General features: G+C 33.1%; 15 protein-coding genes, 1 tRNA gene and 1 other RNA gene. 9 read left to right on the top strand and 8 right to left on the bottom strand.

Features of this window, described 5'->3' with window-relative positions; all coding sequences use genetic code 11:
• Positions 1-18: 18 nt before the first annotated feature.
• From DMB91_RS03590 to DMB91_RS08825, 3 genes are read right to left on the bottom strand one after another with little or no spacing between them, the layout of a single operon-like run.
• Complete coding sequence (locus DMB91_RS03590; RefSeq protein ID WP_081946890.1) at positions 19-2,598, bottom strand: CDP-glycerol glycerophosphotransferase family protein; 2,580 nt, start codon at positions 2,596-2,598, stop codon at positions 19-21.
• The gene (locus DMB91_RS03585; RefSeq protein WP_034902987.1) at positions 2,599-4,065 is read right to left on the bottom strand and encodes a galactosyltransferase-related protein; all 1,467 of its coding nucleotides are present in this window, start codon (positions 4,063-4,065) and stop codon (positions 2,599-2,601) included.
• Between the two features lie 25 nt (positions 4,066-4,090).
• Positions 4,091-4,267 carry a hypothetical protein gene (locus DMB91_RS08825; RefSeq protein ID WP_156104088.1) on the bottom strand — a complete coding sequence of 59 codons (177 nt, stop codon included), beginning with the start codon at positions 4,265-4,267 and terminating at the stop codon, positions 4,091-4,093.
• Positions 4,268-4,523: 256 nt separating this feature from the next.
• On the opposite strand from DMB91_RS08825, the gene DMB91_RS03580 reads away from it, so the two are divergent.
• Positions 4,524-4,901 (top strand): group III truncated hemoglobin, encoded by a 378-nt coding sequence (locus tag DMB91_RS03580; RefSeq protein WP_034902985.1) that lies wholly within the window; start codon positions 4,524-4,526, stop codon positions 4,899-4,901.
• A gap of 105 nt (positions 4,902-5,006) precedes the next feature.
• Here the strand turns inward: DMB91_RS03580 and DMB91_RS03575 are convergent, their stop codons facing one another.
• The gene (locus DMB91_RS03575) at positions 5,007-5,630 is read right to left on the bottom strand and encodes a trimeric intracellular cation channel family protein (RefSeq protein WP_034902983.1); all 624 of its coding nucleotides are present in this window, start codon (positions 5,628-5,630) and stop codon (positions 5,007-5,009) included.
• A gap of 45 nt (positions 5,631-5,675) precedes the next feature.
• Positions 5,676-5,762 (bottom strand) — tRNA-Leu (locus tag DMB91_RS03570).
• Positions 5,763-5,912: 150 nt separating this feature from the next.
• Here DMB91_RS03570 and flgL point away from each other — a divergent pair.
• From flgL to DMB91_RS03545, 5 genes are all read left to right on the top strand, one after another.
• Positions 5,913-8,156, top strand: a complete 2,244-nt coding sequence (gene flgL / locus DMB91_RS03565) for a flagellar hook-associated protein FlgL (RefSeq protein ID WP_034902980.1) — start codon at positions 5,913-5,915, stop codon at positions 8,154-8,156.
• 115 nt (positions 8,157-8,271) lie between these two features.
• Positions 8,272-8,652: a FlaG family protein gene (locus DMB91_RS03560; protein WP_034902977.1), complete on the top strand. Its 381-nt coding sequence runs from the start codon at positions 8,272-8,274 to the stop codon at positions 8,650-8,652.
• A gap of 3 nt (positions 8,653-8,655) precedes the next feature.
• On the top strand, positions 8,656-10,578 hold the full coding sequence (gene fliD / locus DMB91_RS03555) for a flagellar filament capping protein FliD (RefSeq protein WP_034902974.1): 1,923 nt from the start codon (positions 8,656-8,658) through the stop codon (positions 10,576-10,578).
• Between the two features lie 17 nt (positions 10,579-10,595).
• Positions 10,596-10,982, top strand: coding sequence for a flagellar export chaperone FliS (gene fliS, locus DMB91_RS03550; protein ID WP_034902971.1), 387 nt, complete (start codon positions 10,596-10,598; stop codon positions 10,980-10,982).
• Positions 10,963-11,187 (top strand): hypothetical protein, encoded by a 225-nt coding sequence (locus tag DMB91_RS03545; protein ID WP_143116811.1) that lies wholly within the window; start codon positions 10,963-10,965, stop codon positions 11,185-11,187. Before fliS ends, DMB91_RS03545 begins: the two co-directional genes overlap by 20 nt.
• Positions 11,188-11,494: 307 nt before the next feature.
• Here the strand turns inward: DMB91_RS03545 and efp are convergent, their stop codons facing one another.
• A complete protein-coding gene (gene efp, locus DMB91_RS03540; RefSeq protein ID WP_034902964.1) occupies positions 11,495-12,064 on the bottom strand; it encodes an elongation factor P in 570 nt (189 codons plus the stop codon).
• 83 nt (positions 12,065-12,147) lie between these two features.
• Here efp and rnpB point away from each other — a divergent pair.
• From rnpB to DMB91_RS03525, 3 genes are all read left to right on the top strand, one after another.
• Positions 12,148-12,467: RNase P RNA component class A (rnpB, locus tag DMB91_RS03535), an RNA gene on the top strand.
• A gap of 206 nt (positions 12,468-12,673) precedes the next feature.
• Positions 12,674-13,456: an inverse autotransporter beta domain-containing protein gene (locus DMB91_RS03530; RefSeq protein WP_052043143.1), complete on the top strand. Its 783-nt coding sequence runs from the start codon at positions 12,674-12,676 to the stop codon at positions 13,454-13,456.
• Between the two features lie 452 nt (positions 13,457-13,908).
• On the top strand, positions 13,909-15,150 hold the full coding sequence (locus tag DMB91_RS03525) for an ammonium transporter (protein ID WP_034902960.1): 1,242 nt from the start codon (positions 13,909-13,911) through the stop codon (positions 15,148-15,150).
• Between the two features lie 255 nt (positions 15,151-15,405).
• Here the strand turns inward: DMB91_RS03525 and DMB91_RS03520 are convergent, their stop codons facing one another.
• Positions 15,406-15,693, bottom strand: coding sequence for a hypothetical protein (locus DMB91_RS03520; RefSeq protein WP_143116810.1), 288 nt, complete (start codon positions 15,691-15,693; stop codon positions 15,406-15,408).
• A gap of 28 nt (positions 15,694-15,721) precedes the next feature.
• Entirely contained in the window at positions 15,722-15,916 is a 195-nt protein-coding gene (locus DMB91_RS03515; RefSeq protein WP_143116809.1) for a hypothetical protein, read from the bottom strand.
• Positions 15,917-16,014 lie beyond the last annotated feature (98 nt).

Below are 16,014 nucleotides of genomic sequence, written 5' to 3'. Positions count from 1 at the left end.
AAATTCTTTTAAATTTTGTCATTCTTTTTTATCAAGTGCATGAATAGCTTCTAATATCCGCTTGCAATTTTGCCCGTCTTTAAAAGCAAAGGCATTATAAGCATTGCTTTTAAAGGGTTCTTGCAGTTTGCATTCATTTTCAAGTAAGTTTTTAAGGGCTTTTAAAAGCTCATCTTTTAAGCTTACGACTTCACCAAAGCCATCTTTTTTATAATCAAAATAGCCCTTTTGCCAATGTGTTTTAAAAAAATATTCTTCATCAAATTGATAATACAGCACAGGCTTTTGCAAATACGCCATCTCAAAAGCCACACTTGAATAATCAGTAATCATCATACTTGAATGCGTAAAAAGCTCTTGCAAAGAAAAGCTTTCATCCTGCACACATTCTATAAATTCTGGTAAAGCAAAGTCTGAAAGGTAAGGCTTTAAATTTGGGTGAGGATTAAAAAGCACCTTATACCCAAACTTTTTGGCTAGGTTTTCAAGTTCTTTACTGCACAAAAACTCGCTCCAAACTTTAAAAAACTCACTTTGTTTAAAATTTGCATTTTTTCTTCTTTGCATAAGTTTTTTACTAAAGCTTCCTACAAGCTCTCTTCTCCAAGTTGGCATGATAAGAATTTGCTTTGTGTTTAAGGCGTTATTTTTAAGTAAGTTATCATGCCTTGCAAGTCCTGTGAGCTTAACTTCTTTAGAACTAAACTTATAATGATTTATTCCTTTTGCTATAGAATTATATTCTTTTAAGCTTGCTGTGATAAAAAGATCAATTTTCCTTAAATTCAGCCAAGCAGAAATATCATTTTTTATAATACCATGCTGCAAAAAGATAAAATCCTTAGCTAAAAGAGTATTTTTACCAAAAGTCCCATACAAATAACGATCAAGATGAGAAGAGATGATCTTATCAGCCTTAAATAAAAGATATAAAAAATAAAGCGAATTCATATCTACAAGCTTAAAACCTTCTTTTTTTAGTCTTGTAAAATCACTTGATTTTTTACTTAAGACAAAATAGCATTTTTTAACTAAGTTCTGTTCTTTAACAAAGCGGTATAAATGTTCGCTATTATCATCAGCTTTAAAAATCATATCCGCGAAAAGCCAAATATTGGCATTTTTTATCCTCTTTTTTTGCAAAAATTTCATCTTTGCATACACATTTTCTAAGTTTTGAAGTTTTTTATCTTTAAAATAAAGCTCTATTTCACAAGAGTTTTCAAATGCTTGCAAATGCTTAGCTTGCTTTGGTAATTTAAGCCAAATTCTTTTTTCATAGCAAAATACCCTGCTTAAAAAATCATGCTGCATTACTTTTTCATAGCAAGGTTTTACCTCGTTTTCATCAAAGAAAAAAGAAAGCTTTTCATCAAGGCTAGCACAAAAATAAACAAGCAAAATAAACTCTTTTTTTTCATCAAATTCTGTAATAAAAGCTCTTCTAGGAAGACTTTTTTCATGCTTAAAGCAAGATAAAATGCCAAATTGATAAAAAAAATTGAGAGCTTGCATCTTGAAATTCAAGATATTATGTTTTTCTATATATGCAAAATTTTTATCTAAAAGCTGCAAAAATTGCTCTTTCTCCTTTTCATCTAAGCTTTGAAGTAAATTTTTATCTTCAAAGACATCTTGTATTTGCCAAAAAAGATGATATAAAATTGTCTTTTGAATAAAGCTATGAATTTTTTCTTGGGTATTAAGAGCATATTTTGCAAGAGCTAAGGTGCCTATATCATTTACCTTAAGATAAGTATTCTTTGCTTTTACTCCCAAATCAAGAGTTGAATTTTTTGCCCTTCTTTTGCGGTAATAATACCTTGCATTTTTCAAAAAAGCAGTTTTAGAATTTAAATGATGAAGCAAATACTCATTGATGAATTTAGCATCCTCAAAAGCCGGTTTTAAATCTTCATCAAACTTTACTTTGCATTTAAAAAGTTTTTCAAAAGAAAGCAAAACGCTATTACAGCTTAGCTGGATAAAATCATCTAAATTTTCATTTTCTAAAATCGTATTTGTTCTATTAAAACGATAATTTAAAGCATGAGCGTCTTTATAAAGGACTTTAAAACCTTCTCTATAAAAGATAAAATTTGCACTAAGCATTGAAAAATTTTCATTTTTATGCTTGTTTAAAAAACGCTCTACTACATAGAAAAAATTCCTATCTAAAAAATCATCACTATCACAAAAACCTATCCAATCAGCCCTTAAGCCCTCTTTTTTGATATACTCAAGCCCAAAATTCCTTGCACTTGCTTGTCCGCCATTTTCTTTGTGTAGATAGATGATATTATTAGGAAAGTGCTGTTCATATGCTTTGATAATTGAAGCTGAATCATCCTTTGAGCCATCATCAACCAAGATTAAAATGATATTTCTTTTAAAATCAAGCCTTTGCGTGATAAAGGAATCTAAAAAATCTTTTAAATAAATACTTACATTATACACAGCCGAAACGATGATATAGCTATGTTCTGCCTTATATTTTTTAGGCAAAAAACGCTTAAAAGCATTGCTTAGCGGCGTTAAGATAGCTCCTTTGAGAAAAAATGGAGCCATTTTTAAGCTTTTTTCACTGATATAAAACATTTACTTATATTCCTTTATCAAAGCTCTTAGAAAAGGCAATTTAGAATCTTTAAAAAAGTCTTTTGGCGAACAAACTAGCTTTCTAAATAGTCGGTAAAACTTAGTTTGTGAAAGCTTAGCCTCTAAAAAAGCTGGTAAAAGCTTAAATTTAGTATGTTTAAGCTCATAAATATAAGGCTTAAAAATGAGTGATTTTAAAGGATAAAAGCTTTTTTCATAAACTTGAAAATTGCTTATTTTTTCAAGCAAATTTTCATTTATAATTTTGCTTTGAAACTCTTTAAAATGCCAAATTTCAAGCCCTTTTTCATCTTTTTGAAGCTCGCACATTCCATACTCAAGCCCGTGTTGTTTCACGCACTCTAAAAACCGAGCTTGAAGGTGCAAATAAGAGGTAAAAAACAAAATCAAAGCGATTTTTTCTTGCTTAAGAAAGCTTAAAAATTCAGCCTCATCTTGAAACTCCTTATATACAAAAGATCCAAAATACACGCTTGCTATCCTAAAACTCAAAAGCTCCTTACTTAAAATAAGCACTTTTTGATCTTGTGCTTCTTTGCGTTGCAAAACTTGAGGTAGGCTTTGCAAAAAACTTTGTTCATCTTTAAAATACTTTTCTAACTTTGTAAAAAATAAGCGATGATTAGCTTCTTTATTGCCTAGATAATTGTTTTGATTAGGCTCAATGTGCCAAAAATGATACACAAAAAGCGAGTAAAAAGCACTTTCATAGCCAAGCAAGGAAAATAAAGCCCTAAAGCCTTTGAATTCATTAAAATGCCAATTTCTACTATCATAAGCTAAATTTACTGGCATTTTCTCAAAATGCACACAAGCTTTTAAGACCCGAGCAAACAAATCAAAATCCTCATAGCCATGCCCAACAAAAGCTTCATCATTGCCACCAAGTTCAAGAAATTTATATTTATTCACCACAAAAATACTTGATGAAGGGCTTAAAAACTTACACATTTTTTGCTCATTAAGCAAATCATTTTGCACTAAAGTATCCCAAGAATTTGGACTTTGAGTAAGTAAAAATTCACTTGCTTCTTGCTTAAGATAAACACAAGGTAAGACAAGCAAAGCATTTGGGTTTGTATCAATGCCCTTTACACATATAAGATTAAGAAGCTTTACAAGACTTTGAGGTGAAATTTCACAATCTACATCCAAAAACATTATCACATTTGCCCTAGCATTGATCGCAGCTAAATTTCTACATGATCCTAAACTAAAAGCTTGATTTTTTTGCTGTTTTTCCTCTTTTATATAAATATGCCCATATTTTAAAATATACTCTTTTACACTCTTATCAAGCCAGCTTGAAAAGCCCTCAACAAAGATATACTCCACCTTCTCATCGCTTTTATAAGTGCAAGCTTTTTGCAATACTCTTTCTTTGATATAGGCTCGCTCAACACTTAAACCAAAGGGGATAATGATACTTAGCTTGGGATTTTTCATGATTGTATTGTAGCAAAATCTGCCTTTATAAAAGCTTGAAAAGTTCGTTTTTATTTATGATTTTAATCTTGCCCTTGTGTATATTGATTAAAGCTTTATTTTTAAGCAAGAAATATAGAAATTTTTGCTTCAAATCAAGGCTTCGTGTGCCAAACTCTTTTTTTAAAATTTGAATCTTTTTAAATAAAGAGCCAATAAGCATTAAAAATACCTTCAAATCCTTTTCATATAAGGTTTTAGATTACTTAAAATCAAGCTCTAAAACTTCACTTTCTTTTTTGCCTTCAAAAAAACAAAATATTTCCTTTTTAATATCGCTTTTTTCTACCTATGAGAAGAAAAATTGCAAGCACATTTTGCATATTTTTCCTTAGTTTTTTATCTTAATTTTAACACAAATCAATAATTTTTAAAGAAAATTTTCTTATACTTTAGTTTTAATTTAATAAGGAGAAAAAATGAAACTAAACACTATAAATAAAGAAGGTATTGATCGTTTAATGGAAATTTTTTATGAAAAGATTAGACGCGATAAGGACTTAGGAGCGATTTTCAACGCTAAAGTTGGCACAGATGATGAAGCATGGCAAAACCATAAAGCAAAAATCAGTAATTTCTGGCAGGGTATGCTTTTAGGACAAGGCAATTATAACGGACAGCCTATGAAAGTTCATATTGAGTTACCATCTTTTCCGCGTGAGTTTTTTGATACTTGGTTAAAACTTTTTGAAAAAAGCTTAAATCAAGTTTTTAACGAAGAAATGAGTATGGTGATCTTGCAAAGAGCGCAAATGATCGCTAGAAATTTTCAAAATGTTCTATATGCTAGGCGTTAAGGTGTATTGAAAACAAAATCAATCTTAAGTTTATACTTTTTACTTTGTGCGAGGTATAAATTTAAGATTTGTATGTTTAAAAGCGCAAAAATAAGTAAGTTTTTTTTACTCTTTATTTTTATACTCATATGAAAATACAGGCAAAGCCCAACCATAATAAATCGCTAAAAGTCTAAAAGCGACGCCGAAAAAAAGAGTGATTAAAGTAGTACTTAAGCTGTTAAACTTGACAAATTCTATCAAAATATAATACAAAGCCCCAGCACTCATCGAAACAGCAGCATAAAGCTCTTTTTGAAAGACAAGAGGGATTCTTGCACACAATGTGTCTCTTAAAATTCCACCAAATACACCAGTAATTACAGCTGCACTCACAGCGATGATAAAGCCATAACTTTCTGCTATAGCTATGCTCGCTCCTAAGATACTAAATACCACAAGTCCAACCGCATCAAGAGCTAAAAAAAGCCCTTCAAGGCGAGTGATGAGACGTGGAATTTGAGTTGCGATGAGCGCACAAACACAGATTAAGATCACATATTCAGGATGAGCAACCCAAGTTAAAGGATAGTGTCCTAAAAGTATATCTCTAATGCTTCCTCCGCCAATAGCCGTAACCAAAGCAATAAAGATCACACCAAATAAATCCATCTTATGCCGCCCAGCAGCAATCGCTCCCGTCATCGCTTCAGCAGAAATTCCAATGATATAAAGTGTAGTTAAAAGCATAAATTTTCTTAAAAGTGCGTTGCGAATTTGCAAAATGTCAATTCATGGTGCCCAAGGTCGGACTCGAACCGACACAAGGTTGCCCTTACTAGATTTTGAGTCTAGCGCGTCTACCAGTTTCACCACTTGGGCTTATAAAAAAGTGAGATTATACACTATTTAAATTTAAAAAAGACTTTAAAGCTTCAAAAAAAAAGTTTTTAGCCGATTTAGCCTTAAATTTAAAAAATGGAACTCTTTTTGCTTATATCACGCAAAAGAAACTATGATCAAGGACAAATAATGCGAATCACTAATCAGCTCACAAATTACCATTCGATCAGCTCTTTCCAGCAAGCTATGTCAAATTTTTATAAAGTTGGTAACCAAGTCAGCACAGGCTTGCAAATTCAAAACTCCTTTGAATCAGCGAGTACCTATATAGACAATACCCGCCTTGAATATGAGCTTAAAACCCTAGAACAAGTCGAAAAAGCTGGCTCACTTGCCAATGAAATGACAAAAAACACGGACAAAGCTTTAGGTGATACCGTTTCACTTATTGAGCAGTTTAAAGTCAAAATGACTCAAGCAGCAAGCGACAACCAAACGCAAACTTCAAGAGAAGCCATAGCAAAAGAACTCACCCGCATCAAAGAAGAGATTGTAAATATTGCAAATACCAGTGTCAATGGGCAGTTTTTATTCTCTGGATCACTTACTGGAATAAAGCCTTTTGATCAATCTGGAAATTATTATGGTGATAACAAATCAATGAATATCGTTACAGGAGACAGCACACAAAGTGCTTATAATGTTTCAGGTTATGATCTTTTTTATAAAGCGGACAATGACTTTAAAAAGCAAATCACCACAAATGTAAGCTTTACAGACAATCGCTATGATTTAAAACAAAACCCAGATAAAACAACTTATCTTGACGGAAATGCTGCGATTAAAAATTTGATAGGACTTGGCTATGTAAGGGAAAACAATCCTCCTCTTGATCCAACAACGGATTTTGAAACAACACCAAAAGACTTTCCACCAACCGCCCTTTATGTGCAAGGCACAAGACCAGATGGGACGAGCTTTAAAAGTGCTGTGCTTATGCAGCCAGATGATACTTTGCAAGGTATGCTTGATAAAATCGGTGCATTGTATGGTAATACCGATACAAACAAAGTCGTTGATATAAGTATTAACAATAGCGGACAAATTCAAATCACAGACTTAAAACAAGGCAACAACACTCTTGATTTTCACGCTGTAGCTTTTACTCCGCAGGTTCAAAACTCTACTGAATTAGATCGTATCAATGAAGCTTTGCAAGCTCAAGGTAACACCACAACAGATTTAACAAATATAGTTATGCAACAAGCCTTAGGAGCAAATGGCGATCTTACCAATCTTACAAGCCCGGTAAATATAGGCATAAACGGAAATAATTACTCTATAAGTTTGCAACAAACTGATTTTATCTTCAGCAAGATGACTGATACGCTCGGTAATGCAACAAATGGAGCAGATTATGATAATGTCTTTTTTGAAACAAGTGATAACAAAGTTATAGGCAATATCTCACAGATCACAAAAGCAGGCGGAGCGTATGCCACAGCTTCAACCAAGCTTAGCGAAGTCGCAACAGGAGATTTAACCAACACCACGCTTAATCTAGTCGTGAATTCAAAAGGTGGAAACACCTATAATGTTACTATTAACTTAGGAAATTCAAGCGTAAGTTATGAAGATCCAGCAAATCCGGGGCAAAATATTACTTTTCCTATCATGCATACCAATCCAGCTACTGCAAATAACGGCGTAGTAACTCCAAGCAATGATATTACTTATAAGCAACTTAACGATGTGATAGGACTTTTTGCTTCAGATCAAATGCCAACAGCAACTATACCAGCAAATGCAAATCAAGTTACAGTAGCTGATTTTCAAACCTACAATAATGCTTTACAAAATTCAAAATCAACCGTTGAAGTAAGTCTTGATTACAAAGGACGCATTACGATCACAGACAAACTTTCAACCGGCACAAACATAGGCGTGGCTATGCATGATAGCCAAAGCACACAATTTCCAGCTCCACCGCTTACTGCCACAGCCCAAGTAACAAATGGTGCAGCTTTATCCTTTAGTGCAAATAATGCTTTAATCATTGATGAACCTCATGTTGATCTTATAAAAGATTTAGGACTGATGATTGATTCTGTTTTAGAAGGCAATATGAGAGCTGATTTTGAAGGCAAAGATCCAAGAAATACAGGTATGCAAGGAGCACTTGAAAGGCTTGATCATTTAGGCGAACATTTAAGAAAACAAAGAACGCAAATCGGTGCAAATGCAAAAGCTATCGACGATACTGTATCAAGAGTAAAACTCTTAAAAGTCAATATCCAAAGTGTAAAAACAGAAGTCATTGGCACTGATATTGCTGAAGCACTTACAAATATGATGCAAACACAGCTTAGCTATCAAGCAGCGATGAAAGCTTCAACAACGCTTTCTCAACTTAGTTTGCTTAACTATATGTAAAAGAGCTTTGCTATAAATTTAAAAAAATGCAAAAAATTTATAAAAAAGCTTCAATTATATTTTTTGTAGCCGATATAGTCTTGTAAAGGAAAGACTATTCTTAAAAGGACTTAAAATGGAAATAGCAAAAATAAATGGCTCAAACTTGGATTTATCCATGAGTAAGCTTGTAGCAAGCGAACCACGAAACGCTTCGCCAAAGCAAAGTATTCGCAATGCTATACAAAATACGCAACAAAGCAGTGACGATCAGCAAAATGATCAGCTTGTCAAGAATAAGGATTTAAACCAAATCGCACAGAATTTAAACGAGCAAATGAAGTCTTTAGATACAAACATTCGTTTTGCATATAGTGATGAAATAGAAGGACTTTATATCAGTGTTACTGAAAAGGACACAGGTAGGGTTATTCGCCAAATTCCTAGCGAAGAGGCAATGAAAATGGCTGAACACTTTAAAAACGCCATAGGCTTAATATTTGATAAGGAGAGTTAAACAATGGCACTAGGTTCTTTAGGAAGTATAGGTATAGCTTCAAGCGTTTTAACAACAGATCTCTTAAATAAAATGAAAGAGGCTGAAGAAAAAAATATCATCGAGCCTTATACCAAAAAAATGGAAGAAAATACCGCTAAGCAAAAAGCAATTACCGAGCTTAACACCAAACTTTTATCTTTTCAAACCGCTGTTTCTTCACTAGGAGATGCAACAGCTTTTGCCAAAAGAACGGTAAATGCCAGCGTAACAGGCGATAATGCCGCAGCAAGCTTAAGTGCAAGTAGTGGGGTAAATACACAGAGCTTGAATGTAAAAGTCGATCAAATCGCTCAAAAAGATGTATTTCAAAGCAAAGGCATTGCTGCTGATACAGATAGAGTTTTACAAACCGGACAAAATGCAACAAGCTTTACTATCGTGCAAGGCAAGAGCAAATACACCATTAGGGTTGATGCAAATACAACTTATGCGGATTTAGCTGAAAAAATCAATTCAGCAACGAGTGGAAAAGTCCAAGCTAAGCTTGTAAAAACAGGTGAAGCAAACACACCTTATCGCCTTACTCTATCAAGTAAAGAAACAGGCACAGATAATGCGATCAAACTCGTTGATGGTGATGGCACGCTTGATGCGAATGGAAATTTTAACTCAACTCAAGATTCAGCCAATTTACTTGCTAATATCGGTTGGGAACTTGATAAAACAACAGCTAATGGCAAAGAAGGCTATGCTATAAAAGATCCAAACGGAGAATATCATATCAAAAAAGCTCAAAATGCTGAATTTACACTTGATGGTGTAAAAATGATACGTCAAAGCAACGAAGTCAAAGACATAGGTGCTGGACTTACTTTAACACTTAAAAAAGCGGGCGAGATTAACTTTGATATCAAGCAAGATACCGAAGCTTTAAGCAAGGCTATGGATGAACTTGTTGAAAAATACAATGATCTTATGACTCAACTTGAAACAGCTACTAAATATGACACCGAAACAGGTGAGGCTGGTGAATTGCAAGGCTTAAGCGTAGTCACGAGCATAAGATCAAAAATAGTTAATTCACTCTTTCAAAGCCAAGCTGTAGAAGGAACAGAGCTTGATAAAAACGGAAATTCAAAAACTACAACCGTTATGCTTTCTATGCAGGATTTTGGTTTAACACTTGATAAAACAGGAACCCTAAGCTTTGATAAAAGCACTTTTGATGAGAAAATGGCTAAGGATATTGACTTAGCGGAGAAATTTTTCGCCGGAACAAGTGGCTTTGAAAAACTCGAAGTTACAGGTTTAGCAACTCAAGCGAAATTTGATACAGATATAGACTTTAATGGTAAAGAATTTAAGATTACTTTTAATGATAAAACTTATAACTTGTCCAAAGATAAAGATGGCAATATCTTTGAGCTTAAAGGGAACACGCCCCAAGAAAGAGCTCAAAAACTCATCGATCATATCAATAGCTTTGGTATAGAAGACTTAAAAGTATCTATGCAAGAACTTACTATCGGCAATAGTGGCGGACAAGCTATCAAAGGCTATGCGATCAAATTTAAAAGTGATAACGGCTCAGACTTTGAACTTACTGGCGATACAGATGTGCTTGAAAAAATGGGTTTAGAAAAAACCAAAGTTACACCACAAATCGAGCAAGGCACAGGTGTTTTTGCTGATCTAAAAGGTGTGCTTGAAGGTATAACAAGCACAAAAGATAGAAAGAAAGGCTCTTTGACACTTTATAGCGAACAGCTTACTACTGAAAATAAAGCTATGAAGGAATCAAAAGAAAAATCTCAAGCAAGCATAAATGCACGCTATGATACTATGGCAGAGCAATGGATACAATATGATAGGATCATTTCTAAGATTCAAACACAAGGGCAGTATATCACTCAAATGATCGATGCTCAAAACGGCAAAAGTTAATAATTTAAGAGGAATAAATAATGAATAATCTTGCATATAATGCTTACTCTCAAAACCAAGTTGGCATAGAGTCGCCACAAAAATTGGTTGAAATGCTGTATGAGGGGCTTTTGCGTTTTTGTTCTCGTATCAAAGTTTGTATTAAAAATGAAGATATAGAACAAAGAGTATATTATGTCAAACGTGCTACAGCGATTTTTATCGAGCTTTTAAATAGCCTTGATTATGAAAAAGGTGGCGATGTGGCATATTATCTTAGTGGGCTTTATACAAGAGAAATTCAACTTCTTGCTTTAGCAAACCTTAAAAACGATGAAGCTAAGGTTGATGAAGTGATTAATGTCGTCAAAGGCTTACTTGAAGCTTGGCGTGAGGTTCATGAAAATGCAAGCGTGGCTCAGTAATTTAAAACTTGCTATTATAGAAGAGGATATAAATGCTCTTGAAGATTTGCTTGACAGCTTTGCACCCCAAAATATGAATACTCAAGAGCTCATAGAAGCAAAGGCTTTGATCGAAGAAGCCTTTGTTCTTATGCAAAACAAAAAAGCCGTCCTTGCAGTAAATATGAAAAAAATTCAAAGAGCAAAAGAATTTCTTAAATCCTAAAAAATCCTACCCTATTCACTATAAAAAACTCAACTTTTAAAGCAAATTACATAGAAAACACCAAAAATAAATATACTTTGTTTTTATCATTATAAGTCAAAGTAGTATTTGCAAGAAAAAGCGATAGATATGAGGATAAGAAGTTAAAAAAGATAAAATCAAAACATAAAAAATAAGCGATAAAAAAGTCCTAAAAAGATTAAAGAAGCAAATCAAGCCTACTCAATTTTGTTTCGTAGGCTTATATGTTTATCTTATTTGCAAGGTTTTTGCGATTAGCGAGATAAAAAAGCTAAATAAAAGAAGTTTATTTATTTGCTTTGCCTAAATACTCTCCACTTGTGGTATCTACACGCACTACCTCACCTTCTAAAACATGGAAAGGAATTTGCACCACAGCTCCTGTTTCAAGCGTGGCTGGTTTTTTGTTTGAACCTTGAGTGTCGCCTTTGAAATTCGGGGCAGTTTCTATAATTTTAAGCTCAACCACTTGTGGCACTTCTACGCCTATGGCTTTGCCATTGTGAAACAACACATCAACCATCATACCATCAAGCAACCATTTTTTAGCGTCTGCAACATCTTCATCGCTAATTCCCACTTGCTCATAAGTTTCAGTGTCCATAAATTGGCAGTTTTCACCATCATCATACAAATACTGCATTTTTTTATCTTCTAAATTTGGAGCTTCGCATTTATCGCCTGCGTGAAAGGTTTTTTCAAGCACTTTGCCGTCGATGAAAGACTTTATTTTTATACGCACAAAAGCTGGTCCTTTGCCCGGTTTGACATGTTGGTATTCAACGATTTTAAAAGGCACACCATCAATTTCTATCTTTAAGCCTTTTTTTAAATCGCCCATAGAATAAGTTGCCATTTTTATCCTTTTTAGTAAAATTAAAAGTCTTATTCTATCAAATTTTAAATTAAACTCAGCAAAATTTCGCTAAAATACGCTTTCAAGCATAGTAAATGCTCACTTTTACAAAAAGAGGAAAGTCCGAGCTGCAAAAGACAAACATTGTATCTAACAGATACCAGCAGTAATGCTAGGGAAAGTGCAACAGAAAGCAAACTACCACGAAAGTGGTAAAGGTGAAACGGTGGGGTAAGAGCCCACCAGCGAATTTGGCGACATTTTCGGCTTTGTAAACCCAATGTGCAGCAAGAAGGGATGGTTAGTGTCTTTGAGAAAACCCTTCGCTTGATTTTGTTTGCGAAAACAAAACCAGATAAATGAGCATTCACGACAGAACTCGGCTTATCGCTATGCTTTGATTTTATTTCTGCTTTTTTATGTAAAATATTTTTGTAATTTAATCCATTGTTTTAATTTCATAAAATACTTATATTAGCTGTTTTATTACTCACCAAGATTGATAAGGTTTGTATCTATTTTTTTAACTCAGATACTATTTTTGTGAAATGTGCTTATTTTTGATTTACGATTTTGATTTACAATAAAACTATGAAAAAAATATGCTGTTTGATTTTTCTATGTTCTTTCATTTGTGCTGATAATCATGATGCTTGGAAAAAATATGAAAGAAACATCACACAAAAGCCAGATCAATTTGAAGAGCAAGCACCGAATTTTCAAGATAGCTTAAATAATTCTCTAGCTCAAGTGCTTGAATTTGGAAATTCTGCAGACCAAACTTCATCAAATTTTGGTTTTGACTCTCAAAGTTTTGAGCTTAAAAATATGAATTTATTGTATGAAAACCGATTTGGCGTTTTGCTTTTCCAAAAAGAATTTATGATCAATCAAGAGTATTTAGATTATTCAAATGGCTTGATTAACCGCTACCAGCAAGGAAAAATACTTTTTGGACTCAATGGTTTTGCTGATAGAGTGCAGGAAAAAAACAGCTACAGCATAGGCACAGAGCTAGGTTTTAGCTCTTATTTTAGGGCTTATACGAATTATTATATCTTCGATCAAGACAAGCTTAGCGATGAACAAAAGAAAAATTTACAACTTGGCTTTGCTTTTGTCTTACCCATATACACGCCACTTGGTTTTGATCTTAGTAAAGATAATGAAAAAGTGCGTTATACGCTTAATTATTCGCCATTTTCGATTTTTAACTTCAGCCTTAGCCAGCAAAAGTTAAAAAACCCAGCCCAGATCAATGATACAGACACAAGTTTGCATTTTGGCTTTAAACTCAACTTTAAAGAAAATTTTTTAAAACAGCTCAAAAGAGATCAAAATAAACCTTTTGAACTCGATCAATATGAGTTTTACAAAAGAAAAAAACTATAAATTTTTATCATTACAAAAAAATAAGGCAGATATAAGAAAATAAAATAGGGACGTTAAGTGTCAAATTTAAAGCAATGATAAGGATTTAAACAGCTTTATTTTTAAAGTATAGCACTAACAAATAAGACAACTCTAAATATTTTAATAAAAAATCCTAATATTTTATTATTAATTTAAACTTAATTTAATATATTTTTATACAAAAATTTTATTTATATTAAAAATTTAAATTGAAAGTTCATTTTAAAGTATTTTTTTAGATAGATTAAAATAAAAATATCTTTCAAGCTGAAATATCAAGCATAAATACCAATAAAATTCAGTAAAAAATTCAATTTATGATAATATTTTTAATTTTATTATAAAAAATATATAAAAAAATTCTTAAATAAAATTTTATTTTAAGGAAATTAAATATATAATTCTTTGATTTTTTACAAAAAGGAGCGAAGATGAATGCAGCAAATTCAAGCTTTATTATGTTGTGTGCTTTGTTGGTGCTTTTGATGACACCGGCTTTGGCTATGTTTTATTCTGGTATGGTAAGGAGCAAAAACACCTTAAATACCATTATGAATTGCTTTATCGTTTTTGGTGTGATTACCTTACAATGGGTTATCATAGGCTTTAGCCTTGCTTTTAGTGAAGATAGTGGAGCAGGATTGGTTGGAAGTTTTGCAAATTTTATGCTTGAAAATATCAGTGGATACAACGCTGCTGGGGTGCCAAATATACTTTTTGTTGTTTTTCAGCTTATGTTCGCACTCATCGCTTCAGCCATCATTACCGGTTCTTTGGTAGGCAGGATTAAGCTAGGGGTTTTGGTGATATTTTTGATCTTTTGGAGTACTTTGGTGTATGATGTTTTAGCTCATATGATATGGAGTAGCGAGGGCTTTTTACTTCAAAGAGGAAGCTTAGATTTTGCTGGTGGAGGCGTGGTGCATATAAGTTCTGGGGTTGCTGGACTTGTGGGAGCTTTACTCGTAGGAGCAAGAAAAGATAAGTCAAGCAAAGCTTCAGACAATGCTCATTCTATACCTTACGCATTTTTAGGGGCGATTTTGCTTTTCATTGGCTGGCTAGGCTTTAATGCTGGAAGTGCTGGAGCTATCGACGATATAGCGGTAAATGCCTTTGTAGTTACCATACTTTCAGCATCAACTGGCTTTTTGGTTTGGGTTTTAGCTGAGTGGCTCATACATAAACGTCCAAGTCTACTTGGTAGTTTAAGTGGGCTTGTGGCTGGGCTTGTTGGCATTACACCAGCATGCGGTTATGTTGATGTAACGGCTTCTTTGATCATAGGGGCTTTATCAGCTGTGTTTTGCTATGCTGGCTTAAGTTATATCAAATACAAACTCCATCTTGATGACACCTTAGATGCCTTTTCTTTGCATGGCATAGGTGGTGTTTGGGGTGGGATAGCTACTGGACTTTTTGCAAGCGGGAGTGTTAATCCAATCGTCGTGACTGATGGGGCTTTGGGCGGGGGTTTGCTCATCAGTGGAAGCTGGGATTTGCTTTTAGAACAAATTCTAGCTATATGTATTTGCATAGGACTTTCAGCTTTTGTAAGTTTTGTTATCTTTAAGCTTATCTCGCTTTTTACAAGCTTAAGGGTAGAAGAAGAACTTGAATTTGAAGGGCTTGATCGAAGTATTCATGGAGAAAAAGCGTATAGCTTAAGTTAATTTTGAGCCAAAAGGCTCAAAAATTGCAAAGATTTTAAAATACCTTACTTTTAGCTTTGAAATTTATTTTTTTTAAGAACGAAAATTAATTGAGTTTTAATTTTCATTTTTTAACAAACCACAATAGACTATCACAGCTTTTCCGCTATCTGCGTATAATAATTTCTAAATACCCCTTACTCCTAATGAGTAAGTTTTTATAAAGTAGTGTTTGGATTTTTTCCATATCCTTATCATAAACGCTATAAAGTTCCCCTATGAAACACCCTGATTTTTCCCTCTAGCTCTAACATTTTCAAGTCCTGCTAATTTACCTGAAATAGTTGTCTCTCCTCTAAAAAAGTGTATATTTTGACTTCCTGCAAAAAATGCCGTTAAAACACCACCTTTAAACATAGTATCATCTGCATTTTTATACATATTTTCACCTATATTAAATTTTGGTTCGAAAATATCTGCATTCTTATCAATAAAATCTATACTCAATTTATTTAAACTAGGAAAACTTAAATCATCTTTTAAGAATGAACACAAAAGAAGCACAAAATTATAAAAACCTTTTCACAATAGCTTAAGCAAATATATCTAAAAGTTTATCTTTTTTGTTGTCTGCTTTGTTATATTCTTCTTTTTTAGCTTTAACTTCTACTTTTTTTGTATCTTCTTGTTGTTCCATAAGTTTTAGAGTGTCATAGATTTGATGAACTTCCTTAGGCATACACTTATGGAAACGATGATTTGAATTAGGATTTAAAACACTTAACATAATATTCTTAAGCTCTTATATCTATACCCTTTATATTATTTAAACCCATTTGAGAAATAATCTTTCTAAAATTATCATTACTTGTATTATCATCACTT

The sequence above is a fragment of the Campylobacter sp. MIT 97-5078 genome (assembly GCF_006864455.1).
GTDB lineage: Bacteria > Campylobacterota > Campylobacteria > Campylobacterales > Campylobacteraceae > Campylobacter_D.
Note: the sequence above shows the minus strand (reverse complement) of the source record. Positions and strands in the feature narration are given on the sequence as shown.